Raw genomic sequence first — 22,982 nt, forward strand, 5'->3', positions numbered from 1 at the left:
TTCAGTTTGAGCCGTTGATGATGCGATGTACCGACTCGGCGTAACGCTGCAGCTGCGCAAGCGTCACGAACTCGTCGGCGGTGTGCGCCTGGGCGATATCGCCGGGGCCATAGACCAGGGCGGTGTAACCGCCGGCCGAAAACAGCGAGGCCTCGGTCCAGAAATCCACTGCATTGCCGATCGGCAGGTCCAGCGCATCGGCCACATCGCGGGCGGCCAGGCGGCGTTCCTCGGCCCGTGCGATGTCGCCGGACGGCAGGCTGGGGCCGCGGAAGGTTTCTTCGAAATACGCCGCGTGTGGATCGGCAAATCCGGCAAACGTCGCCAGCAAACCGTCCACGTCCATCGACGGCAGCGGACGAAAGCCGAAACGCAGCTCGGCCGCCGGCGCGATCATGTTGGCCTTGATGCCGCCCTCGACCCGACCGATGTTGAAGCGCAGGCCGGTCAGGCCGCCGAAACGCGCATGCGCCAGCGACTCGACATGGTCCAGCGCCCTGCCGCCCCAGCGCATCGCCTGATGCAACGCACTGGCGGATGGATCCTGCTTGCCCGAGGCATGCCCGGCACGCCCGGCAAACTGCATCAGCACCGAGCTGATGCCGCGATGCGCCAGCACCGCCTCGCTCATGGTCGGCTCGGCGACCAGCACCGCCTCATACGGCACACCGCGCGCCAGGAACGCGGCGATGCAGCGCGGGTCGTTGGCTTCCTCGTCGGAGGAAAACAGGAAGGCCGCATCGCCCTGCCCGGCATTGGCTGCCGCCACCAGCGCCGCTGCCGCACCCTTGATGTCGCAGACGCCCAGGCCGATCACGCGATCGTCGGTACGCCGCATCACGTGCGGATCGGCGCTCCAGTGCGGCGAATCCGGCACCGTGTCCAGATGCACGTTGAACAGGTAGCTGGGCGTGCCGCGCACCGCATACAGGCTGACCGCACCGGCACCGTGGTCGATCACCTCGACCTGGAAACCGGGCAGCTGCGCGCGCAGATAATCGAAGATGCCGCCCTCGGCAGCGATCGCCCGCGGCGGATTGCGGGTGTCGAAGGACACCAGCTGTTCCAGGTGTTCGAGGGTGGAGGCAAGTAGATCGGTCATGTCGGTTTGATCAATGGTCCGAAGTGGCGGCTAACAGAAGTCACAACTGCACCGTGGTGCGAGGTTGCGCAAACAACACCTACAGCGCATCCAGGCCACCCTTCTCCCACCGGGAGAAGGTGCCCCGAAGGGGCGGATGAGGGGACGGGCGAAGCCGAGTGCACCGCACCCTGCGGGAGCTTCGCTCGCACCCTCACCTCACCCCCGCTGCGCGCCCCGGCCCGCGCTTGCGGCGCGGGCGCTCCAAGGCACGCGCGCCAGTGGCGCGTACGCCGTGCCTCTCGCCCCGGGGGAGAGGGGCTTTGCATACGTGCCCTGAAACTTCAGCGATTCACCTGGGCATACAGCGTCGAGCTCATCCCGAACAGCTTGATGAAGCCTTCCGCTTCCTCCACGCCCCAGTCGGCCGACTGCGCATAGGTCGCGCCCTTGGTGTTGAGCAGGTGCGGCGAACGCACCGCCACCGCATCGACGCGGCCGCCGCGGGTTTCCAGCGTGACCTCGCCATTGACCTTGGCCTGCGACGACTTCAGGAATGCCTCGATGTCGGTCTTGAGCGGGTCGTGATAGAAGCCCTCGTACACCAGCTCCACCCACTTGCGCGCCACATCCGGCTTGAAGCGATTCTGCTGCTTGGTCAGCACCGCATCTTCCAGCGCGCGGTGTGCGGTCAGCAGCGAGATCAGGCCTGGCGCCTCGAACACGATGCGGCCCTTCAACCCGATCACGGTGTCGCCGGTGTAGACGCCACGGCCCACGCCGTAGGGCGCGAACAATTTGTTGAGCTGGGCCAGGATCTGCTCGCCAGGCAGCGCCTTGCCATTGAGTTCAACGGCCTCGCCTTCGACGAACTTCAGGGTGACGGTCAGCGGCTCGGCCGGCCACTCGCTGCGCGGCGCGCACCAGCCACGCGCACCCTCGCCTGGCGCTTCCCAACGGTCGATCTCGCCGCCGGACATGGTCAGCCCGAGCAGGTTCTCGTTGATGGTGTAGGCCTGCTGCTTGGCGCGCACGCCGAAGCCGCGCTCTTCCAGGTACTTCTGCTCGTAGGCGCGGGTCTGGGTGTGTTCTTTCTGGATCTCGCGGATCGGCGCCACGATCTGGTAATCACCCAGCGCCTTCACTGCCAGGTCGAAACGCACCTGGTCGTTGCCCATGCCGGTGCAACCGTGCGCGATGCTGCGCGTGCCCAGTTCCTCGGCGCGCTTGAGCGCGGCGTCGACGATCAGGTAACGGTCGGACACCAGCAACGGGTACTGGCCCTGATAGCCCTCGCCCGCCCACACGAACGGCTTGACGAAGCCCTGCCAGATGGCCGGGCCGCCATCGACGGTGACATGGCTGGCGGCACCGAGTTCGGCCGCGCGCTTTTCGATGAAATCACGCTCCTCGGCATCCACCCCGCCGGTATCGGCAAACACGGTGTGAACCGCATAGCCCTGCGCCTGCAGATACGGAATGCAGAAGCTGGTATCCAGGCCACCGGAGAACGCCAGGACGATGTCCTTTTTTGTGCCGGGATTGGAGAGTGGGGATTCGGGATTGGTGGAAGCGGTCTGCTGCGACATGGGGGTCTCTTTAGAAGTTGACTAGGTTGGGTCGGGAGCCGGGTTCGCCGTTGCGAATCCCACATCCCCAATCACGAATCCCGGCTGCCCTGGCCCACCAGGGCAGCCATGATCGCCTTCTGCACATGCAGGCGATTCTCGGCTTCATCGATGGCGATGCAGTTGGGCGAATCCATCACCGCGTCGGTGGCCTTGACGTTGCGACGCAGCGGCAGGCAGTGCGAGAACACGCCGTTGTTGGTCAGCGCCATCTTGCGTTCGTCGACGATGAAGTGCTGGTACTGGTCGCGGATCGGCTTTTCCGGCTCCCAGTTGCCGAAGAACGGCAACGCGCCCCAGCTCTTGGCATACACCACGTCGGCACCGGCGTAGGCACTGTCGATGTCGTGGCTGACCTGCAGCGAGCCGCCGCTTTCGGCCACGTTCTGCGCTGCCCAGTCCATGTAGCGCGGGTCCAGGATGTAGTCCGGCGTCGGGCACAGCAGGGTCACGTCCATGCCCATGCGGGTGGCGATCGTCAGCGCGGAATTGGCCACCGCGGTGTTCAACGGCTTGGGATGATAGGTCCAGGTCAGCACGTACTTCTTGCCGCGCAGATCCTGGGTGCCGAAATGTTCCTGCAACGCCATCGCGTGCGCCAGCTCCTGGCACGGGTGGGTGATGGTCTCCATGTTGATCACCGGTACCGGCGAATACTTGGCGAAGCTCCTGAGCACCTGGTCCTCGCGATCCTTGGACCAGTCGACGAACTTCGGGAACGCGCGCACGCCGATCAGGTCGACATAACGGCCCAGCACCCGCGCCACTTCGGCGATGTGCTCCTCGGTGTCGCCATCCATCACCGTGCCCAGATTGAACTCGATCGGCCAGGCGTCCTTGCCCGGCTGCAGCACCACCGCATGCCCGCCCAGCTGGAACGCGCCCAGCTCGAAGCTGGTGCGGGTGCGCATGGACGGGTTGAAGAACACCAGCGCGATCGACTTGCCCTTCAGCTCGCTTCCCAGCTTGTTGCGTTTGAACAACGCGGCCTGGGTCAACAGCGCGTCCAGTTCGGCGCGGCTCCAGTCCTGGGTGTTCAAGAAGTGCTTCAGTGACATCGATCGATCCTTGTGCTGCGTGCTTCTGCTGCGTGGTCCGCCAGGAGCGGCGGGGTGCGCGACATGCGCGTTTCTTGCGGTTGAAACTTTTGTGACTTCAAAACGAAAAAACCCAGCCTGCGGGCTGGGTTTTCAACGGCGGAACAGCAAAACGCTCCGGTTACCCAGCGAAAATGTGGGATTCCGGTCGGCGGGCACGCGAGGTCATGCCGGAGGCCATTCGGGCGGCGCTGGTGTCGTGCTGAAAGGCGTTTGCGTACATAGGGCGCGAATCCTCGCATGCATGCGGGCACGGCGCAACCGCCGCGCGGCTCAGCGCGGCGGCGCGACGATGGCGTCGGGGATGTAGGGGGTGACCGACACGCGGACGCGCAGCCGGTTACCCGGGTCTTCCGGCAGCCGCGAACGGTACTTGGTGCCCTTGTAGACGTAATCCACATCGAAGGCGATCGGCCGCCGGAACTCGCGCGGCACTTCCACCACCCGGCAGTTGCGCCGTGTGCTGGTCGGCGGCACCGCCATCGGCACGGACGCCGGCTCGGGGCGACGGGAGAACATCTCCTTGACCGAATCCACCATCCGGTTGATACGGCCTTCGTCCTCGACCGGTGCCGCTGCTACCGGCGCAACCTGCTCGGCCTCGCACTGTTCCTCCATGCGGGTGGCACGCAGGGTCTGATAGACCGGCTCGACATTGAGCACCTGCGCGTAATCCAGCTTCACGTTCTCGATCACCACCACCCGGTTCTTGGGATCGGTTTCCGCCGCGTGCGCTGACGATGCCTGCCAGGCGAACACACAGAGCAGCAGGAAGAACGGGGAAGGTCGCATCAGTACCAGGAGGGCGCAGCCAGGCAATACGTAAGTGTATGGAGCTTGCGATCCCTTGGGCTGAACGCAGCCCATCCGGTCACCGGCGCTGCTGCGCGCGTGCGGTTGGTTCGCCACATCGCCGCGACCGGCTAGAATCGCCCGGTTATCCTTTTTCAGATGCCGATGAGCCTGCGCCTGCACAACAACCTGACGCGGCGGGTCGAGCCGTTCGCACCGCTCGATCCGTCCAGCCCCACCCTGTATGTGTGCGGCCCCACCGTCTACAACTACGCGCATATCGGCAACGCCCGCGGCCCGGTCGTGTTCGATGTGCTGGCCGCCCTGCTGCGCCGGCGCTACGGCGCGCTGCGCTACGCGCGCAACATCACCGACGTGGACGACAAGATCAACGCCGCCGCGCAGGCGCAGGGTGTGCCGATCTCGACCATCACCGACCGCTTCGCCGCGATCTACCGCCAGGACATGGCCGCGCTCGGCGTGCAGCCGCCGGACATCGAACCGGAAGCGACCGCGCATATCCCGCAGATCGTGGCGATGATCGAGCAGCTGATTGCCAACGGGCATGCCTATGCCGCCGAAGGCCATGTGCTGTTCGCGGTGGCCAGCTTTGCGCACTACGGCAAGCTCTCGCGCCGCGACCCGGACGAGATGCTGGCCGGCGCGCGCGTGGACGTGGCGCCGTACAAGCGCGACCCCGGCGACTTCGTGCTGTGGAAGCCCTCCAGCGACGAGCTGCCCGGCTGGGACTCGCCCTGGGGCCGCGGCCGCCCGGGTTGGCATATCGAATGCTCGGCGATGGCTGCCGCGCACCTGGGCCCGACCATCGACATCCATGCCGGCGGCGTGGACCTGCAATTCCCGCATCACGAGAACGAGATCGCGCAGAGCGAATGCGCGCATGGCGGGGCGACCTTTGCGCGGTTCTGGCTGCACAACGGCATGCTCAATTTCAGCGGCGCCAAGATGAGCAAGTCGCTGGGCAACATCGAGACCGTGCACGACCTGATCGCCCGCCACCCGCCCGAGGCGCTGCGCTACGCACTGCTGAGCGCGCATTACCGGCAGCCGCTGGACTGGTCCGATGGCCTGATCGACCAGGCCAAGAACACGCTGGACCGGCTGTACGGCACCTTGCGCGACCTGGCCGCGGCCGAACACGCTGCCGGGATCGCCCCCGCGCAGCCGGCCACGATTCCCGACGAGGTGGAAGCCGCGCTCGACGACGACCTCAACACCCCGCTTGCATTGTCGGTCATCGCCAGCATTGCCTCCGAGGCCCGCGCGCTGCGCACCCAACTCGCACAGGGCAGCGACGCATCGGCAGGTGTTGCCGCGCTGTCCGGGCTGAAGTCGCGGCTGCTCGGCGCAGGCCTGGCGCTGGGCTTGCTGCAGCAGGACCCGGCCGCCTGGTTCTCGCGCGGCACCGACGCCGGCGACGATGCGCGCATCACGGCGCTGGTCGAGGAACGCAATGCCGCCAAGAAAGCCAGGGACTTCGCCCGCGCCGACGCCATCCGCACGCAGCTGGCCGACGAAGGCATCGTGCTGGAAGACACCCCGCAAGGCGTGCGCTGGAAGCGCGCATGACGCTCCTCCCTTCTCCCTTCGGGGGAAGGTGCCCCGCAGGGGCGGATCAGGGTGCGAGCGCAGCCACATGCACCTTCCTTGCGGTAAGGGCGAAGCCACCCGCATCGAATTCCAGCGAGGCTTCGCCCGTACCCTCCCCGCTCCGCGCCCCGGCCCGCGCTGGCGGCGCGGGCGCTCCAAGGCACGCGCGCCAATGGCGCGCAAACCGCGCCTTCTCGCCCCGGCGGGTGAGGGGCGCCATTGCGGTGTCGCCGGGCAGCGCTACCACCGACCGAATCTGGATTTTTTGATGACCACCACCCCCTTCCCGCTTGAACCCACCGCCGTCGACGCACAGGCCGCCATTGCCGAGGAGTTCTCCTTCTTCGGCGACTGGTCCGAGCGCTACCAGTACCTGATCGACCTGGGCCGCAAGCTGCCCAGCTTCCCCGAACAGTGGAAGACCGAAGAACACCGCCTGCATGGCTGCCAGTCGATGGTGTGGATCGTGCCCGAGGGCAATGCCGAGCGGCTGGACTTCCACGCCGTCAGCGACTCAGCGATCGTCTCCGGGCTGATCTATCTGGCCTTGCGCGTGTACTCCGGGCGTAGTGCGCAGGAAATCCTGGCCACCGAGCCGGACTACATCGCCGGCATCGGGCTGGCCAAGCATCTGTCGCCGACCCGCAGCAACGGCGTGGCGGCAATGCTGGCCTTCATCCGCGACACCGCCCGCGCCCAGCAGTGAGCACGCCGACGCCCTCGCCTGCCGCTTCGCTGCGTACGCTGCTCGCCCACCCCGGCTTCGGCCTGGTGCTGCTGTATCGCGTGGCGGCGATGCTGTCGTACCAGATCGTCGCGGTCACGGTCGGCTGGCATATCTACGAGATCACCCGCAATCCGCTCTCGCTCGGGCTGATCGGCCTGGCGGAGATCCTGCCGTTCTTCTGCATCGCGCCGTTTGCCGGCTATCTGGTCGATCATCTGCCGCGCCGACGCCTCGGCATGGTCGCGGTGCTGGGCCTGGTCGCCACTGCGTTGCTGCTGTTGGCCATCACCCATGGCTGGCTGCCGGTGCAGGGCGTGTGGCCGATCTACGCGGCCATCGCGCTGACCGGTGCGGCGCGCTCGTTCCTGTCGCCGGTCTACAACGCGCTGTTCGCACGTGCGCTGCCGCGCGAGGCGTTCGCGCGCGGCGCCAGCATCGGCAGCGTCACCTTCCAGGCCGGCATGGTGATCGGCCCGGCGCTGGGCGGCGTGCTGGTCGGCTGGGGCGGCAAGGGCCTGGCCTATGGCGTGGCCGCCGGCGTGGCGCTGGTGGCGATCCTGGCGCTGGCGCTGCTGCGTGTCAGCGAGCCAGTCAACGCAGGCCCGCGTGCGCCGATCTTCCGCAGCATCGCCGAAGGTGCGCAGTTCGTGCTGTCCAACCAGATCATGCTGGGCGCGATGGCGCTGGACATGTTCTCGGTGCTGCTGGGCGGCGCGGTGTCGATGCTGCCGGCCTTCATCCACGACATCCTGCACTACGGCCCGGAAGGGCTGGGCATCCTGCGCGGCGCCCCGGCACTGGGCTCGATCGTGGTCGGCGTGTGGCTGGCGCGGCACCCGCTGCAGCGCAATGCCGGGCGCATCCTGATGCTGTCGGTGGCCGGCTTCGGGCTGTGCACCATCGCGTTCGGCCTGTCGCGGCATTTCTGGCTGTCGGCGGCGATCCTGCTGGTCTACGGCATGTGCGACGGGGTGTCGGTGGTGGTGCGCCAGACCATCCTGCAGCTGGCCACGCCCGATGCGATGCGCGGCCGGGTGTCGTCGATCAACGGCATCTTCATCGGCTCGTCCAACGAGCTGGGTGCGTTCTACGACGGCGTGATGGCACGCCTGGTCGGCCTGGTGCCGGCCGTGGTGATCGGCGGCTGCGTGACCCTGGGCGTGGTCGCCACCACCGCGTGGAAGGCGCCGAAGCTGCGCAAGCTGGATCTGCGCGACCTGCAGTGAGGTCTGCGGCAGTGAAGTCTGCGACGGTGCCCGCAGGTCTGATCGATATCACCTGATCGATGCCTGCCTGGCCGCATGACACGCGCCAGGCGTGTCGACCACTGCAACGTCCGTTGCGCTGGCACGATGCGCATAAAAAAACCCCGCACATGGCGGGGTCTTTCAGTCGACGGACAAGGCCTGGACCTGGTCGAACGATCAGTCGCCCTGCTGCTTCTGCAGGTGCTCCCAACGCTCCTGGGCGTCGATGGTGCGTTCGGCGGTCAGGCGCGCTTCCAGCCGATCCAGGCCAATTTCTTCGCCGGTGTCCACGCAGTAACCGTAGTCGCCGTCTTCCAGACGCTTGAGCGTGCTGTCGATCTTGCCGATCAGCTTGCGATGACGGTCGCGGGTGCGCAGCTCCAGCGAGTTCTCGGTCTCGCGCGTTGCACGCTCGGCTTCGTCGCCGATGTCGCGCACTTCTTCGCGCAGGTTTTCGATGGTCTGCTTGGACTCTTCGATCAGGTCGTTGCGCCAGCTCTGCAGACGCTGACGGAAGTACTCCTGCTGCAGCTTGCTCATGTACTCCTCATCGGCTGCAGGCTTGTAGCCCTGCGGCAGGATCGGACGACCGGTGGCCTCATCGGTCTTGTACTCGACCACCTTGTACTTGGTCTTGGGGGTCGGGCTGGACGGCTTGGAGGTCACGGCCACGGCCACCTTGCCGACCGGACGGGTCGCGGCGGGCTTGGCGGGGGCTTCGGTTTTGGTTGGCGTTTTTGCTGAAGATTTCGAAACGGGCACGGGATTCTTGAGTGACGGGGTCGCAGGCTTTGCCGGCTTCGCAGGGGCGGCCTTGGAGGCCGGTGCGGGCGCGGGCTTTTCAGCCTTGACCGGGACTGACTTGGCCGGAGTCGACTTGGTAGCCGGCTTCGGTACGGACTTGGGCGCCACCGGCTTGGCGGCCGGTTTGGCGGCAGCCGGAGCTGCCTTGTTCGCCGCCGGCTTGGCAGCACGCTTGGCGACAGAAGATTTTACAGGTTTGGCGGCCGCGGGTTTGGACGCTGCGGTCTTGGCGACCGGCGCCGGCTTGGCCGCGGTCTTGCTCGCAGCTGCCTTCTTGGCAACCGCTTGCTTGGCAGCCGGCTTGACCTGCTTGGCGGCCGGTTTTGCAGCGGCAGGCGCCGCTGCCTTCTTCGCAACGGGTTTGGCGGACTTCTTGGCGGCCTCTACGGCCTTTTTTGCAGGTTTTTTAGCAGCCACGAAACGCTCATCCTTGGTTCCCCCGGGGCCCGGGAAAGCGGGCCTTTATAGCTTACCCCACGGACCCCCGGCAACCACGTATTAATCCAAGTGGCATATCATTGGCAAGTGATCTCACGCCTGCTCATCGCGCTGCTGCGCTTCTACAAGCGGTTCATCAGCCCCCTGCTGGGGCCGCGCTGCCGTTTTGCGCCCAGTTGCTCGGAATACGCGATGACCGCGATCGGCCGCTTCGGCCCGCTGCGCGGTTGCTGGCTGGCCGCACGCCGGCTTGGCCGCTGCCATCCCTTTCATCCGGGCGGGTTCGATCCCGTCCCCGACGCGCCCGCGTCCTCGCCCGCTTCCCCTTCCTGTAGTTGCAAAGGACCTCATCCATGAGCCGAACCCTCATCGTCAACGCCCGCCTGGTCAATGAAGGCAAGGAATTCGACGCCGATCTGCTGATCGAAGCCGGCCGCATCGCCAAGATCGCCAGCAAGATCGCCCCAGCCGCAGGCGACACCGTGGTAGACGCGGCCGGACGCTGGGTGCTGCCGGGCATGATCGACGACCAGGTGCACTTCCGCGAGCCCGGCCTGACCCACAAGGGCGATATCGCGACCGAATCCGGCGCCGCGGTGGCCGGTGGCCTGACCAGCTTCATGGACATGCCCAACACCAATCCGCCGACCCTGGACGCGGCCGCACTGCAGGCCAAGTACGACGCGGCGGCCGGGCGCGCCTGGGCCAACTACGGCTTCTACATGGGCGCCAGCAACGACAATCTGGCCGCGATCCAGACGCTGGACCCGAAGACCGCCCCGGGCATCAAGGTGTTCATGGGCGCCTCCACCGGCAACATGCTGGTCGACAACCCCGAGACGCTGGACGCGATCTTCCGCGACGCGCCGACGCCGATCATCACCCACTGCGAAGATACCCCTACCATCGACGCGACGCTGGCGCAGTACAAGGAAAAGTACGGCGACGCGTTGACCCCGGAGATGCATCCGGACATCCGCTCACGCGAGGCCTGCCTGAAGTCCTCGCGGCTGGCGGTGTCGCTGGCGCGCAAGCACAACACCCGCCTGCACGTGCTGCATATCTCCACCGCCGACGAGCTGGCGCTGTTCGAGGCCGGCCCGCTGGTCGATGCAGAGGGCAAGCTGCGCAAGCGCATCACCGCAGAGACCTGCATCCACTTCCTGCGCTTTGACCGCAGCGATTACGCGCGGCTGGGCAACCTGATCAAGTGCAACCCCGCGATCAAGGACGCCGACGACCGCCTGGCGTTGATCCAGGCGCTGGCCGAGGACGTCATCGACGTGCTCGCCACCGACCACGCCCCGCATACCTGGGAAGAAAAGCAGAAGCCCTACGCACAGGCGCCCTCCGGCCTGCCGCTGGTGCAGTACGCGCTGGTCGCCGCGCTGGAGCTGGTGCACGAGGGCAAGCTGCCGATCACCCGCATCGTGCAGAAGTTCGCGCATGCGCCGGCGCAGCTGTTCGATGTGGAAGAGCGCGGCTTCCTGCGCGAAGGCTATTTCGCCGACCTGGTGATGATCGACAACACCCCGTTCACCGTGAAGCGCGAGCAGGTGCTGTCCAAGTGCGGCTGGTCGCCGTTCGAAGGCACCACGTTCCGTTCGCGTATCGCCGCGACCTGGGTCAACGGCCAGCAGGTGTGGGATGGCGAACAATTGATTGGCGCTGCCGCCGGTCAGCGCCTGACCTTCGACCGCTGATGCGCGCAGCCATGGTTGGCGCCTGGCTTGCGCTGGCGCCGCTCTCGCTCGCTGCCGGCAGCGTCGCTGCGCAGTCCGCCGACGCCGCGGAGGTGGTATTTCCGCAAAGCGCTTCGCAGGGCGCGCTGGTGATCGGCAAGGTGCCGGCGGGCAGCCAGGTGCAGTACGCCGGCCGCAGCTTGCGGGTCAGTGGCTATGGCAGCGTGGTGTTCGGCATCGGCCGCGACGCCAGCGGACCGTTGCAGGTGCAGATCACCCGGCCAGATGGCAGCAAACAGACCGCCAGCATCGCAGTGACGCCGCGCGACTGGCCGGTGGAGCGCGTCAACGGCGTGCCGCCCAAGACGGTCAATCCGCCTGCGGCGATCGCCGAGCGGATCAAGCGCGAGCAGGCGCAGGTCACCGCCGCGCGTGACCGCGACGATGCCCGCACCGATTTCGCCCAGGCCTTCATCTGGCCCGTGCAGGGCCGCATCAGCGGGCGCTTCGGCAACGCGCGCGTCTACAACGGCCAGCCCGGTGCCGGCCACTCGGGCATGGACATCGCCGTGCCCACCGGCACGCCGGTCAAGGCACCGGCTGCCGGCGTGGTGACCTTTGCCGCGCCGGACCTGTATCTGACCGGCGGCACCGTGTTGCTGGACCATGGCTTCGGGGTGAGTTCGAATTTTCTGCACCTGTCGCGCATCGACGTGAAGGTGGGCGACCGCGTGGAGCAAGGCCAGGTGATTGCGGCAGTCGGTGCCACCGGGCGCGCGACCGGGCCGCATCTGCATTGGGGGATGAACTGGTTCGATGTACGCATCGATCCGCTGCTGGTGCTTGAGCGCAGCAAATAGCTAGCGCGCGCGGTGTGCCGGCAGGGCCGGCGCGGCGGCATGGTGTCTGCGACCCACCCGTTGCGCTTGTGTTCGCCGCAGGGCTTTGGGGTATAACCGGGACGACCGTCGATCGTCACCGGGCATCGGTGGACGATCGGTCACTGGCCGTCGGTCCGGTACCTAGCCGCCGGACCTGCGTCATCTCCCCTCCCCCGACCGCAGGAGATGTGCGACATGCGCAACGAGCAACTCAAACCCACCCTGGGCACCTGGCAACTGTGGGGGATCGCCGTGGGTCTGGTGATTTCCGGCGAGTATTTCGGCTGGAGCTACGGCTGGGGCACCGCCGGCACGCTGGGTTTTCTGGTGACCACGCTGCTGGTCGCGGTGATGTACACCTGCTTCATCTTCAGCTTTACCGAGCTGACCACCGCCATCCCCAATGCGGGCGGGCCGTTCGCCTATAGCCTGCGCGCATTCGGGACCTACGGCGGCATGCTGGCGGGCCTGGCCACGCTGATCGAATTCGTGTTCGCGCCGCCGGCCATCGCGATGGCGATCGGCGCCTATCTCAACGTGCAGTTCCCGACCCTGGACCCGCGCATCGCCGCGATCGGCGCGTATGCGATCTTCATGGGCTTGAACATCGTCGGCGTGGCGATCGCCGCCACCTTCGAGCTGATCGTGACCTTGCTGGCGGTGATCGAGCTGCTGGTGTTCATGGGCGTCGTGGCGCCGGGCTTCAGCGTTGCGCGTTTTGCCGCCAATGGCTGGGCCGGTAACGATGTGTTCGGCCCGGCCGCCATTTCCGGCATCTTTGCCGCGATTCCGTTTGCGATCTGGTTCTTTCTGGCGATCGAGGGCGCGGCGATGGCGGCCGAAGAAGCCAAGGACCCCAAGCGCACGATTCCGCGCGCCTACATCGCCGGCATCCTCACCCTGGTGGTGCTGGCGTTGGGCGTGATGGTGTTTGCGGGCGGGGTCGGCGACTGGCGTCAGCTCTCCAACATCAACGACCCGTTGCCGCAGGCAATGAAGGCCGTGGTCGGCAACAGCTCGACCTGGCTGCATATGCTGGTGTGGATCGGCCTGTTCGGCCTGGTGGCCAGCTTCCACGGCATCATCCTGGGCTATTCGCGGCAGTTCTTCGCGTTGGCGCGTGCCGGGTTCCTGCCGCACGGGCTGGCCAGGCTGTCGCGCTTTCGCACGCCGCATCGCGCGATTCTTGCCGGCGGCGCGATCGGCATCGCAGCCATCTGCAGCGACAGCGTGGTCAAGATCCAGGGCATGTCGCTGACCGCGGCGATGATCACCATGTCGGTGTTCGGTGCGATCGTGATGTATGTGATGAGCATGCTCAGCCTGTTCAAGCTGCGCCGCGCCGAACCCGGGCTGGAGCGCAGCTTTCGTGCGCCGGGTTATCCGGTGGTGCCGGCAATCGCGCTGCTGCTGGCGCTGGTGTGTCTGGTGGCGATGGTCTGGTTCAACCCGATCGTGGCGCTGATCTTCGTGGGCCTGCTGCTGTTCGGTGCGCTGTGTTGCGTGCTGAGCTTGCGCAGCCAGGCCACGCCTGCGGCTAGTGCCAGATGAGCGGGTTCGCGTTTACCGCTGGCGGCGAGCGCTTCCAGTTTGCCGATCTCAAGACCTTGCTGGCCAAGGCCACGCCGCCGCGCTCGGGCGACCAACTGGCCGGGCTCGCCGCCGACTCCGGGCTGCAGCGGGTGGCCGCGCAGATGGCGCTGGCGGACCTGCCGCTGCGTCACTTCCTCGATGAAGCGGTGGTGCCGTACGAATCGGACGAGGTCACCCGCCTGATCGTCGACCAGCACGATGCGGCCGCATTTGCTGCGGTGGCGCATCTTACCGTCGGCGGCTTTCGTGATTGGCTGTTGAGTGCGCAGGCCGACGAAGCGGCACTGGCCGCACTGGCGCCCGGACTGACGCCGGAGATGGTGGCGGCGGTCTCGAAGTTGATGCGCGTGCAGGACCTGATCCTGGTCGCGCAGAAGACGCGGGTGGTCACGCGCTTTCGCAATACGCTGGGCTTGCGTGGCCGCCTGTCCACGCGCCTGCAGCCCAACCACCCTACCGACGATGCCACCGGCATCGCCGCCAGCGTGCTCGACGGCCTGCTATACGGCAACGGCGATGCGGTGATCGGCATCAATCCTGCCAGCGACAGCCTGGCCGCCACCACCGCGTTGCTGCGCATGCTCGATGCGGTGATCACCGGCTACCAGATCCCCACGCAGTCCTGCGTGCTGGCACACATCACTACCACCATCGACGCGATCAACCGCGGTGTGCCGGTGGACCTGGTGTTCCAGTCGATCGCCGGCACCGAAGCGGCCAATGCCAGCTTCGGCATCAATCTGGCGCTGCTGCAGGAAGGCCATGACGCCGGGGTGTCGCTGCGGCGCGGCAGTGTCGGCGACAACGTGATGTATTTCGAGACCGGCCAGGGCAGCGCGTTGTCGGCCAATGCGCACCATGGCGTCGATCAGCAGACCTGCGAGGTACGTGCCTATGCCGTGGCGCGGCAGTTCAAGCCGCTGCTGGTGAACACCGTGGTGGGCTTTATCGGCCCGGAATATCTCTACGACGGCAAGCAGATCATCCGTGCCGGGCTGGAGGATCACTTCTGCGGCAAGCTGCTGGGCGTGCCGATGGGCTGCGACATCTGCTACACCAATCATGCCGAAGCCGACCAGGACGACATGGACGTGCTGCTGACCCTGCTCGGCACCGCCGGCATCAACTTCATCATGGGCATTCCCGGCTCCGACGATGTGATGCTCAACTACCAGACCACCTCGTTCCACGATGCGCTGTATGCGCGCCAGGCGCTCGGGCTGCGCGCTGCGCCCGAGTTCGAGCACTGGCTGGAACAGCAGGGCATCCTGCGCCTGCGCGATGGCCGTTTCGAACTCGGCAGCGAGCTTCCCGCACCGTTCCGGCGTGCGCTGGAGCAATTGAACGCCGGCAGCGTGCAATGAGCAGCCCCACCACCCCTCCGCGCGATGCCTGGGCGCAGCTGCGTGAGCTCACACCGGCGCGCATTGCGCTGGGGCGCGTCGGCACCAGCCTGCCGACCGCGGCACATCTGGATTTCCAGCTTGCGCATGCGCAGGCGCGCGATGCGGTGCATCTGGCACTCGACCCACAGCCGCTGCAGGCAGCGCTGCAACAGCGCGGGCGGGACAGCATTCTGCTGCACAGCGCAGCGGTGGACCGGCACACCTATCTGCAACGTCCGGATCTGGGCCGGCGCCTGGGCGAGGATGCGGCCGCGCACCTGCGTGGCCTGACTGCGGTCCACGGCGGCGGGCACGATATCGCGGTGGTGGTCGCCGACGGACTCTCTGCATTGGCGGTGCATCGACATGCGGCGCAGATGCTGGAGCATATCGACGCGCTGGCCGCACACGAAGGCTGGTCATTGGCGCCGGTAGCGTTGATCGCGCAAGGCCGCGTCGCCATCGGCGACGAAGTCGGCGAACTGCTCAAGGCGCGCCTGGTGATCGTGTTGATCGGCGAGCGGCCAGGCCTGAGCTCGCCCGACAGCCTGGGCCTGTATCTGACTTACACCCCACGCGTCGGCCTGACCGACGCCGCGCGCAATTGCATCTCCAATATCCGCGCCGAAGGACTGAGTTACGCCGAAGCCACGCACAAGCTTGCGTACCTGCTGCGCGAATCGTTCCGGCGCAAGCTGTCCGGTGTGCAACTCAAGGACGAGGCCGAGCAACCGGCGCTGCCGTCGGCGGGCCCGTCCGATGCCGCGCCGCGGACGTTTCTGCTTCCTGATGGCGCGCCACCAGACGCTGAAGCTGGGTGCGGCTAGCCGACCTAATTAGGTAAGCGCGCCATCGTGCGGATCGCTGGCCGCATAGGTGCTGGTCGGCAACTCGTTGTCGTGCGGATGGCGCAGGGCATTGCGTACGTCTTCCGGCAGTTGCGCGACATCCAGCATCACCTTGCCGGAATGCACATCACGCACCACCGACGCAGGCAGCACGAAGTCGCCCCCGTTTTCGATATTGATGACCAGCTCGGCGCCATCCTTGCGCACCTCGCGGACGGCACCGACGCCGACTTCGCCATCGCGCAGAAACACCATCTGGCCGATTTCGATCTGTTGCATCTTGTGTCTCCTCTGTCAGGCAGCGCGTGAACGCGCAGTGCCATGAACGTTCTTGTCTGCAATCCAGGCTGACAACGCCGATCCAGCCTCACGACTGGATCGGCGCTTGCGCAAGCGACAGCAGTGAAATGAGAACGCCTACACCATCTCGAAGATCGTGCAGGCGTGCAGCAGGCCTCAGCGCAGCGGAACGTCCGCCACCTTGTCCTGGTAATCCTTTTTCGGATCGACGCCGAACAACACCTTGATACCGGCCAGCAGACTGGAACCGTTGAGCCAGATCTGCGCGTGATCGGTGTCCAGACGCAGCAGCGCCAGCTTGGGATCGTCCTTGCCGCCTTCGTACCAGGCAGCCACATGCGGGTTCCACAGGCGCTCGACCACGGCCGGATCGGTGTCTTCGCGCAACGAGCCGCTGATGCTGGCGAACAGGTCGTGCCCCTTGCTGCTGAAGGCGCCGATGACGCGGCGGCCCTGCCCCAGCATGGCAATCAGCGCATTGTCCTTGGAGGTGAAGAACCAGATCGGACCACCGCTATCGCCTTCGATCTGTGCGGTCATCGGGCGGGCATGCCCGTCTTCCACGCCATCCAGGCCAAGCATCACGGTGCGATCGGATTTCAGGGCTTTCCAGAATTTTTCCTGCAGCTCTTTGGGGTCTGCCATCTCGATGTCTCACATGCGCGTGTCTACGCGGGTGACTCAGTCTGGAAGTCTCCCCGCCCACGGCATGTGACGATGTGCACTCCTGCCTGCACATGGCGGCAACGCGATCGCCTCCGGTGAAATGGTGCACCTGCATAAATCACGCAAGCCAATGGCGCCTGTTTGCGACGCAGTCACGTTGCAGAGCGTGATGCCACCGAAGCTCTTGGACATTGCATCTGAACGCCAGACCGCCATAGCGACCACGTCAGTAAGATCGCCCCGCCGATTGCTCCGCCATCCAGGAACACCCGGACGCGGTGACCGGCATCCGCCGATCGCGTGCTGCGCCATGGTTGTGGCACATGCACGCGACGTGCGGCGGCTGAAGCGTATCCATCAATCGTCTGCGTCCCTTCCGAGAGAGCGCCACTCATGTCTGCATCGCCCTTGCGCACGACCTGTATCGCCGCCGTCCTGCTGAGCCTTGTCAGCGCCGATGCCACCGCCTTGACCGGCACGGCCAGCCGCCCACAACTCACCAGTAGCGAGGCGAGCACGTACACCATCTCCAAGGCCCTGGCCAAGGCCGGCCCGATCACCGCCCTGGTCACCGACAACTGGAATCCCACTGCAGGGGTGGCGCTGCTCAGTGCAGACTTCGCCGTGGCCGCCGATGGCTCCACGCGCTATCGCACCGTGCAGTCGGCAATCGATGCCGCTGTCGCTGCCGGCGGCAGCACCCGTCGCTACATCAGCATCAAGGCCGGCACTTACACCGAACTGGTCTGCGTGCCGACCAACGCGCCGCCGCTGACCGTGTTCGGCCTGGGCACCAACACCGCCGACACCGTCATCCGCTTCAACAACGCCAACCCCACGCCCAAGCCGGCCGGCACCGCAAGTCACCCCTGTGCCAGCAATGCAGCGGCAACCACGGTGGGCACCTCCAACAGCGCGACAGTGACCGTGCGCGCCGCCGGCTTCCAGGCGCGTCACCTGCGCGTGGACAACAACTATGTCGAAGACACTTACCAGGACAACAACCAGTCGGCAGTCGCGCTGGCGGTGCGTGGCGACCAGGCCAGCTTCGAAGACGTGCTGGTGACCGGCAATCAGGACACCTTGCTGATCAGTGCGACCAATGCCGCCAATGTGATCCGCGCCTATTTCAAGAACAGCACGATCGAAGGCGATGTCGACTTTATCTTCGGCTCGGGTGTGGGCGTGTTCGACAACGCCACCATCCGCTCGGCCGGTGCGCGCCTGGGCAGCAGCCGTGGCGGCTACATCTTTGCGCCAAGCACACGTCCGGGCAGTGCCTATGGGTTCCTGGCGATCAATAGCCGCTTCGTCGCCGGCTCCGGATCACCCGACAACCAGACCTACCTGGGGCGCGCCTGGGACGAAGGCATCAGCAGCCTGTCCGCCTACGTCAACGGCACCTCACCCAATGGCCAGGTCACGGTGCGCAATTCCAGCCTGGGCAGCCACATCCGCAAGACCGCACCGTGGAATGCCTCCACCGTCAGCCGCCCGTACTGCAGCAGCAACTGCGCCAATTCGGCCAACCGGTTCTACGAATACGGCAATAGCGGTGCCGGCAGCGCGGACTGATGGCTCGCCACGCCAGGTCGTCCTGGAGCACCACGTCGCAACGCGTTGACGTTGCCACCCCCGCCTGTCGGCAAGCCGTGTGATGCGGTACGCCGACAGGCGTTGTCGTTTCCTACGATTGCGGCACCATCGCCACGTCGTTGGTCGTGCAGTGACGGAACCAGATCCGCGCGCTCAGTCCGCGCCGCTGGCAGCACGCCAGCTATGCCACAACTGCTGCATGGGCGGTGGATAGGCGGCCTTGCCGGCAAACTCGCGCTGCAGGCGCAGGCGTGCCAGCCGCGACCATACCCGGTGCGGGCGCGCCAACGCCGGTTTGCGCGGCCAGGCGCGCAGCAATTGCGTGCGCCATGCGGCCAGCGTCATGTCGCCAGGTGCGGCGCTGTCGCCGGCCACACGCTGGCGTGCATCCAGCCATTGCAGCGCCACTGCGGTGGCATCGCCAGGCTGGGTGCGCGCAAACAGCGTGGCTTCCACGCCGACCACAGCCTCGGCGAAGGCACGCAATCTCGCCAATGCCTGCTGCAACGATTGCGGCTGCGCACGGGCGTCCTGCATCGCCGGCAAGGTGTCGGCCAACTGCGCCCATGGCGCAGGCACCGGCTCCAGCACGCGCCCCAGCGGATGGCGCGAACGCTGCTGCGACCAGTCGCGCAGCTCCTGCTGCCACCATGCCAGCTTGGCGTCGGCCGGCAACGGGTCGCCGGCGATGTTCATGATGTCTTCCCATTCCTGCAGCAGCGCAAACCAGGCCGCCGTGAGGCGTCGCTGCGGCTCGGGAATGAAGGGCTCGGCAACCGACCATTCCGGCCAGCGCGTGCGCCACTTGTCGAGAAAACTGTCGAGAGCGCTGGATTGGCTCATGGCGGGTCCAGAAGAAAACGAAAGAAGATCAGGTCTGCGGCCACGCCACGGCATCCCACAGCGTCTGCGGCTGCGAGACGAGGACGTCGGCCTGCCAGCGCGACGGCTCGTCGTCGTGCAGGCGATAGCCCCACAACACCGCCACCGACGGCATCGCCGCCGCGCGCGCGGCCAGGATGTCGCGCTCGTCGTCGCCGACGTAGACGCAGTGCGCCGGCGCAACCCCGATGCGCTCGGCCGCTGTCAGCAAGGGCAGCGGATGCGGCTTGCGCTTGGCCAGCGTATCGCCGCCGATCAGCACCGCGCAGCGCTGCTCCCATCCCAGTTGCGGCAGGATCAGCCGGGCCAGATATTCGGGCTTGTTGGTGACCACGCCCCAGACGCAACCTGCACGCTCCAGCCGCAGCAGCAGTTCTTCGACACCGTCGAACAGCTGCGACTGCGTGCCGATCAAGGCTTCGTAACGACGCAGGAATTCCGGCACCAACGTATCGCGCTCGAGCGCATCGAGGTCGGCAAACGCCACCGCCAGCATCGCGCGCGCGCCCTTGGACACCACCGGACGCAACTGCGCCAAGGCGATTGGCGCACGCCCGCGCGCATCCAGCATCGCGTTGACGGTCGCCAGCATGTCCGGCGCACTATCGAGCAAAGTACCATCCAGGTCGAACAACACCGCACGCGGAAACTTCATTGCCGCCCCGCTACTCTGCGCTTGCCTGCGGTCATCGGTAAATTGCGATTCGGCCGACATCAAACACGCACGTGCCGTTGCGAATCCCGAATCTCCACTGCCCAATCCCCGCCCGTCACGGCTTCACCGCATAAGCCAGGTAATTGACCTCGGTCCGCGACGACAGGCGCGCACGATTGCGCCACGGCTCGTACACCATGCCGCTGACATCTTCCAGCTGCAGTTCGGCACTGCGCAACCACGCCGCAAGCTCTGCCGGCTTGATGAAATCCTTGTAGTGATGCGTGCCCCTGGGCAGCAGCCGCGCGATGTATTCGGCGCCGACCACCGCCAGCGCAAACGCGGCCGGGGTGCGGTTGAGCGTGGACAAAAACAGCTTGCCGCCCGGCTTGAGCAGGCTGGCGCAGGCGCGGATGATCGCGGTCGGGTCCGGCACGTGTTCGAGCATTTCCATGCAGGTCACCGCATCGAAACTGCCCGGCTGTTCGGCGGCCAGGTCTTCCACCGACTGCACGCGATAATCCACCTGCACGCCCGATTCCAGGCTGTGCAGGCGCGCCACCTTGACCAGCTCCGGCGCCAGGTCGATCGCGGTGACCTGGGCGCCCAGACGCGCCATCGACTCGCTGAGCAGACCGCCGCCGCAGCCGACATCGAGCACGCGCGCGCCGGCCAGGCCCAGCCGCGCGGAGACATAGTCCAGACGCACCGGATTGAGCGCATGCAGCGGCTTCTGCGGGCCGTCGGCATCCCACCAGCGGTTGGCCAGCGCCGCGAACTTGTCCAGCTCGCTCTGATGGAAGTTGCTGGAATTGGATTGGGGATTCGGATTCATGCGGAGCTCCGTGATGGGGTGACGCGCGCTCAGGCGCGGACGGTGCGGATGCGCTCGCGCCACTGCCGCGCGTTGGCGACCAGGGCAGCGGTGTCCATGTCGATGAGCTCGCGCTGCACCAGTTTGGGCTTGCCGGCGATCCACACATCGGTGACCTGATGACGGCCGGCAGCGTAGATCAGTTGCGACAGCACATGATGCAGCGGTTGGGTCTCCAGTGCGGACAGATCCACGCAGACCAGATCGGCCTGCTTGCCGATTTCGATCGAGCCGATCCTGTCGCCGAAGCCCAACGCGCGCGCGCCGCCCAGCGTGGCCGCGCGCAGCGTGGTGGCCGCGTCCAGTGCGGTGGCATCGTTGGCCACTGCCTTGGCCAGGATCGCCGCCGTGCGGTTCTCGCTGAACATGTCCAGGTCGTTGTTGCTGGCGCAGCCGTCGGTGCCGATCGCCAGGTTGACGCCTGCACGTTGCAGCGCGCAGGCCGGGCAAAAGCCCGAAGCGAGCTTGAGGTTGGACTCCGGGCAATGCACCACGCTGACGCCGCGCTCGGCGCACAGGTGGATTTCCGCCTCGGTGAGCTGGGTCATGTGCACGGCGATTAGGCGGTCGTTGACCAGCCCCAGGCGGTCCAGCCGCGCCAGCGGGCGCTGCCCGTACTGCGCAACCGAATCGGCCACTTCCTGCGCGGTTTCGTGCGTGTGCAGATGCACCGGCAGATCCAACTGGTCGGCCAGCATGCGCACGCGTTCGAAGTTGGCGTCGTTGACCGTGTACGGCGCATGCGGCGCGAAGGCGGTGCTGATCAGCGGATCGTCGCGCCACTGGTCGTGCAGTTCGCCGGCCCGTGCGAAGTATTCGTCGTCCGACGATGCCCAGGCGGTGGGGAAATCGATGATCACCGCGCCGACCAGCGCACGGAACCCGTGCTGCTTGTACACGGCCGCCTGCACATCGGCGAAGAAGTAGTTCTCGTTGACGCAGGTGGTACCGCCACGCAGCATTTCGGCGATCGCCAGCGTGGTGCCGTCGGCGACGAATTCCGGCCCGATCACCGCCGCTTCCACCGGCCAGATGTGCTGCTGCAGCCATACCATCAGCGGCAGATCGTCGGCAACGCCACGCAGCAGCGTCATCGGGTTATGCGTGTGCGCATTGACCAGGCCCGGGATCAGGGCCGCCTCCGGGCGCGAGACGGTCTGCGTCGGCGCAAACCGCAGGCGCGCCTCGGCGGTCGGCAGGATCGCCACGATGACGCCGTTGTGCACCGCCACCGCGTGATCGTCGAGCACCACCGCATGCGGCTCGATCGGCACGACGTAGCCGGCTTCGATCAACAGGTCGCAGACTTCGGGAGGGGCATTGGTCATGAGCGGATCCATAAAAGGTTAGTTGTCGAACGGCCAGCTGGGATCGCCACCGGCCACAGGCACATAGCGCTGGCCGTCGTAGCGCAGCACCTGGCGCGCGCGACGGGTGTGTTCGGTATCGGTGTCGCTGCCAGCGGCGCTCTCCACGGTAGCCACGTTGGCTGTCAGCACGATGTCCGCATAGCCAGCGTGTACCTGCGGCGCCATGCTCACGCTCAGATTGGCCACTTCGGTGATCACATCGTCCTTGCCCAGACTGCACGGCTCGCCTTTCACACGTTGCCACGCATAGAGATCGCGTTGCAGCACCGGGCGCAGGCTGCGCCCCTCGCGCACCAGCAGGGTCAATGCCTGATTGCTGTAAAAATCCGGGCAGCTGGGCCCGCGCGCGGCACTGCGCACCACCACGCCGATCGCACGCACGCCCTTGGCCAGGTCGTAGCGCGCGGTGTCCAGGCGCAGGCTGTCGGCAGCCAGTTCGAAGGCGGCGTCCTCGCCCATTGCCTGCGCGTAGAACGCCAGCACCTTGCCGCTGGCGGCATCGAGCATGGCCACGCGCAACTCGAGGTCGCGCTCGCCAGGCACGGTCTCCGCGTCGCCGGCAAATGCGATTGCCGCCAGCCGGATCGCCGCATCGTTCGGCCACGGCTTGCAGCTCTGGGCCACCAGACGGTCGACCGGCACCGCGGCGGCAGCGCCGCCCACGACGCCGGAGGTTGCAATGGCCGCAACGGCGGCCACGTCATCGGCATCGCAGGTTGCGGCAGCCGATTGCGCAAACGCCGGGCACGCGAGCAGCGCGCCCCACAGCCCCAACACGACACTGGCACCGCGTCCCGCTCGATCAGGCCAGTGTCCCGGACGCAT

At 66.5% G+C, this 22,982-nt stretch carries 22 protein-coding genes; 10 read left to right on the forward strand and 12 right to left on the reverse strand.

Going from position 1 to position 22,982, the window contains the following annotated elements; all coding sequences use genetic code 11:
* Position 1: 1 nt before the first annotated feature.
* From DGN21_RS11220 to DGN21_RS11235, 4 genes are all read right to left on the reverse strand, one after another.
* Positions 2–1,102: an acetylornithine deacetylase gene (locus DGN21_RS11220; RefSeq protein WP_126966083.1), complete on the reverse strand. Its 1,101-nt coding sequence runs from the start codon at positions 1,100–1,102 to the stop codon at positions 2–4.
* Between the two features lie 323 nt (positions 1,103–1,425).
* Positions 1,426–2,670, reverse strand: a complete 1,245-nt coding sequence (locus tag DGN21_RS11225) for an argininosuccinate synthase (protein ID WP_126966082.1) — start codon at positions 2,668–2,670, stop codon at positions 1,426–1,428.
* Positions 2,671–2,741: 71 nt separating this feature from the next.
* Positions 2,742–3,767 carry an N-acetylornithine carbamoyltransferase gene (locus DGN21_RS11230; protein ID WP_104569960.1) on the reverse strand — a complete coding sequence of 342 codons (1,026 nt, stop codon included), beginning with the start codon at positions 3,765–3,767 and terminating at the stop codon, positions 2,742–2,744.
* Between the two features lie 312 nt (positions 3,768–4,079).
* The gene (locus DGN21_RS11235; RefSeq protein ID WP_024940007.1) at positions 4,080–4,577 is read right to left on the reverse strand and encodes a hypothetical protein; all 498 of its coding nucleotides are present in this window, start codon (positions 4,575–4,577) and stop codon (positions 4,080–4,082) included.
* A 186-nt stretch (positions 4,578–4,763) separates the two neighbouring features.
* Here DGN21_RS11235 and cysS point away from each other — a divergent pair, with 186 nt between their 5' ends.
* From cysS to DGN21_RS11250, 3 genes are all read left to right on the forward strand, one after another.
* The gene (gene cysS / locus DGN21_RS11240) at positions 4,764–6,188 is read left to right on the forward strand and encodes a cysteine--tRNA ligase (RefSeq protein WP_160954543.1); all 1,425 of its coding nucleotides are present in this window, start codon (positions 4,764–4,766) and stop codon (positions 6,186–6,188) included.
* A gap of 289 nt (positions 6,189–6,477) precedes the next feature.
* Positions 6,478–6,915: a SufE family protein gene (locus DGN21_RS11245; RefSeq protein WP_016903219.1), complete on the forward strand. Its 438-nt coding sequence runs from the start codon at positions 6,478–6,480 to the stop codon at positions 6,913–6,915.
* Positions 6,912–8,162 (forward strand): MFS transporter, encoded by a 1,251-nt coding sequence (locus DGN21_RS11250; protein WP_039521872.1) that lies wholly within the window; start codon positions 6,912–6,914, stop codon positions 8,160–8,162. Before DGN21_RS11245 ends, DGN21_RS11250 begins: the two co-directional genes overlap by 4 nt.
* A gap of 198 nt (positions 8,163–8,360) precedes the next feature.
* Here the strand turns inward: DGN21_RS11250 and dksA are convergent, their stop codons facing one another.
* Positions 8,361–9,404 (reverse strand): RNA polymerase-binding protein DksA, encoded by a 1,044-nt coding sequence (dksA, locus tag DGN21_RS11255; RefSeq protein ID WP_080689536.1) that lies wholly within the window; start codon positions 9,402–9,404, stop codon positions 8,361–8,363.
* Positions 9,405–9,494: 90 nt separating this feature from the next.
* On the opposite strand from dksA, the gene yidD reads away from it, so the two are divergent.
* From yidD to eutC, 6 genes are all read left to right on the forward strand, one after another.
* Positions 9,495–9,782 (forward strand): membrane protein insertion efficiency factor YidD, encoded by a 288-nt coding sequence (gene yidD, locus DGN21_RS11260; RefSeq protein WP_046343020.1) that lies wholly within the window; start codon positions 9,495–9,497, stop codon positions 9,780–9,782.
* Positions 9,779–11,128 (forward strand): dihydroorotase, encoded by a 1,350-nt coding sequence (locus tag DGN21_RS11265; RefSeq protein ID WP_160954544.1) that lies wholly within the window; start codon positions 9,779–9,781, stop codon positions 11,126–11,128. Before yidD ends, DGN21_RS11265 begins: the two co-directional genes overlap by 4 nt.
* A complete protein-coding gene (locus DGN21_RS11270; protein WP_160954545.1) occupies positions 11,128–11,967 on the forward strand; it encodes a M23 family metallopeptidase in 840 nt (279 codons plus the stop codon). Before DGN21_RS11265 ends, DGN21_RS11270 begins: the two co-directional genes overlap by 1 nt.
* Before the next feature lie 207 nt (positions 11,968–12,174).
* A complete protein-coding gene (gene eat / locus DGN21_RS11275) occupies positions 12,175–13,539 on the forward strand; it encodes an ethanolamine permease (protein WP_024940405.1) in 1,365 nt (454 codons plus the stop codon).
* Positions 13,536–14,945, forward strand: coding sequence for an ethanolamine ammonia-lyase subunit EutB (locus tag DGN21_RS11280; RefSeq protein ID WP_039521883.1), 1,410 nt, complete (start codon positions 13,536–13,538; stop codon positions 14,943–14,945). Before eat ends, DGN21_RS11280 begins: the two co-directional genes overlap by 4 nt.
* Positions 14,942–15,793, forward strand: a complete 852-nt coding sequence (gene eutC / locus DGN21_RS11285; protein ID WP_160954546.1) for an ethanolamine ammonia-lyase subunit EutC — start codon at positions 14,942–14,944, stop codon at positions 15,791–15,793. The genes DGN21_RS11280 and eutC overlap by 4 nt, the downstream gene beginning before the upstream one ends.
* A 9-nt stretch (positions 15,794–15,802) precedes the next feature.
* On the opposite strand, the gene DGN21_RS11290 is transcribed toward eutC, so the two are convergent.
* Together DGN21_RS11290 and DGN21_RS11295 are read right to left on the reverse strand one after the other, a co-directional pair.
* Positions 15,803–16,093, reverse strand: coding sequence for a hypothetical protein (locus DGN21_RS11290; protein WP_104589885.1), 291 nt, complete (start codon positions 16,091–16,093; stop codon positions 15,803–15,805).
* Positions 16,094–16,270: 177 nt separating this feature from the next.
* Positions 16,271–16,759, reverse strand: coding sequence for a pyridoxamine 5'-phosphate oxidase family protein (locus DGN21_RS11295; protein WP_024940409.1), 489 nt, complete (start codon positions 16,757–16,759; stop codon positions 16,271–16,273).
* A 414-nt stretch (positions 16,760–17,173) separates the two neighbouring features.
* On the opposite strand from DGN21_RS11295, the gene DGN21_RS11300 reads away from it, so the two are divergent.
* Complete coding sequence (locus DGN21_RS11300) at positions 17,174–18,355, forward strand: putative acyl-CoA thioester hydrolase (RefSeq protein WP_160954547.1); 1,182 nt, start codon at positions 17,174–17,176, stop codon at positions 18,353–18,355.
* Positions 18,356–18,529: 174 nt separating this feature from the next.
* Here DGN21_RS11300 and DGN21_RS11305 read toward each other — a convergent pair whose 3' ends face one another.
* From DGN21_RS11305 to DGN21_RS11325, 5 genes are all read right to left on the reverse strand, one after another.
* Complete coding sequence (locus DGN21_RS11305; RefSeq protein ID WP_160954548.1) at positions 18,530–19,219, reverse strand: squalene/phytoene synthase family protein; 690 nt, start codon at positions 19,217–19,219, stop codon at positions 18,530–18,532.
* Between the two features lie 28 nt (positions 19,220–19,247).
* Positions 19,248–19,913, reverse strand: a complete 666-nt coding sequence (locus tag DGN21_RS11310) for a phosphoglycolate phosphatase (protein WP_160954549.1) — start codon at positions 19,911–19,913, stop codon at positions 19,248–19,250.
* Positions 19,914–20,028: 115 nt separating this feature from the next.
* Complete coding sequence (ubiG, locus tag DGN21_RS11315) at positions 20,029–20,748, reverse strand: bifunctional 2-polyprenyl-6-hydroxyphenol methylase/3-demethylubiquinol 3-O-methyltransferase UbiG (protein WP_024940414.1); 720 nt, start codon at positions 20,746–20,748, stop codon at positions 20,029–20,031.
* 29 nt (positions 20,749–20,777) lie between these two features.
* Positions 20,778–22,115, reverse strand: a complete 1,338-nt coding sequence (locus tag DGN21_RS11320) for a TRZ/ATZ family hydrolase (RefSeq protein WP_024940415.1) — start codon at positions 22,113–22,115, stop codon at positions 20,778–20,780.
* Positions 22,116–22,133: 18 nt separating this feature from the next.
* Positions 22,134–22,982 carry a hypothetical protein gene (locus DGN21_RS11325; RefSeq protein WP_215824925.1) on the reverse strand — a complete coding sequence of 283 codons (849 nt, stop codon included), beginning with the start codon at positions 22,980–22,982 and terminating at the stop codon, positions 22,134–22,136.

It is taken from the genome of Xanthomonas sp. MLO165, assembly GCF_018831305.1.
Lineage (GTDB): Bacteria > Pseudomonadota > Gammaproteobacteria > Xanthomonadales > Xanthomonadaceae > Xanthomonas > Xanthomonas arboricola.

Coding starts and splice junctions, on each gene's coding strand:
- DGN21_RS11220 (WP_126966083.1), bottom strand. CDS start 1,102: ATGACCGATCTACTTGCCTCCACCCTCGAACACCTGGAACAGCTGGTG.
- DGN21_RS11225 (WP_126966082.1), bottom strand. CDS start 2,670: ATGTCGCAGCAGACCGCTTCCACCAATCCCGAATCCCCACTCTCCAAT.
- DGN21_RS11230 (WP_104569960.1), bottom strand. CDS start 3,767: ATGTCACTGAAGCACTTCTTGAACACCCAGGACTGGAGCCGCGCCGAA.
- cysS (WP_160954543.1), top strand. CDS start 4,764: ATGAGCCTGCGCCTGCACAACAACCTGACGCGGCGGGTCGAGCCGTTC.
- DGN21_RS11245 (WP_016903219.1), top strand. CDS start 6,478: ATGACCACCACCCCCTTCCCGCTTGAACCCACCGCCGTCGACGCACAG.
- DGN21_RS11265 (WP_160954544.1), top strand. CDS start 9,779: ATGAGCCGAACCCTCATCGTCAACGCCCGCCTGGTCAATGAAGGCAAG.
- DGN21_RS11270 (WP_160954545.1), top strand. CDS start 11,128: ATGCGCGCAGCCATGGTTGGCGCCTGGCTTGCGCTGGCGCCGCTCTCG.
- eat (WP_024940405.1), top strand. CDS start 12,175: ATGTGCGACATGCGCAACGAGCAACTCAAACCCACCCTGGGCACCTGG.
- DGN21_RS11280 (WP_039521883.1), top strand. CDS start 13,536: ATGAGCGGGTTCGCGTTTACCGCTGGCGGCGAGCGCTTCCAGTTTGCC.
- eutC (WP_160954546.1), top strand. CDS start 14,942: ATGAGCAGCCCCACCACCCCTCCGCGCGATGCCTGGGCGCAGCTGCGT.
- DGN21_RS11290 (WP_104589885.1), bottom strand. CDS start 16,093: ATGCAACAGATCGAAATCGGCCAGATGGTGTTTCTGCGCGATGGCGAA.
- DGN21_RS11295 (WP_024940409.1), bottom strand. CDS start 16,759: ATGGCAGACCCCAAAGAGCTGCAGGAAAAATTCTGGAAAGCCCTGAAA.
- DGN21_RS11300 (WP_160954547.1), top strand. CDS start 17,174: ATGTCTGCATCGCCCTTGCGCACGACCTGTATCGCCGCCGTCCTGCTG.
- DGN21_RS11305 (WP_160954548.1), bottom strand. CDS start 19,219: ATGAGCCAATCCAGCGCTCTCGACAGTTTTCTCGACAAGTGGCGCACG.
- DGN21_RS11310 (WP_160954549.1), bottom strand. CDS start 19,913: ATGAAGTTTCCGCGTGCGGTGTTGTTCGACCTGGATGGTACTTTGCTC.
- ubiG (WP_024940414.1), bottom strand. CDS start 20,748: ATGAATCCGAATCCCCAATCCAATTCCAGCAACTTCCATCAGAGCGAG.
- DGN21_RS11320 (WP_024940415.1), bottom strand. CDS start 22,115: ATGACCAATGCCCCTCCCGAAGTCTGCGACCTGTTGATCGAAGCCGGC.
- DGN21_RS11325 (WP_215824925.1), bottom strand. CDS start 22,982: ATGCGTCCGGGACACTGGCCTGATCGAGCGGGACGCGGTGCCAGTGTC.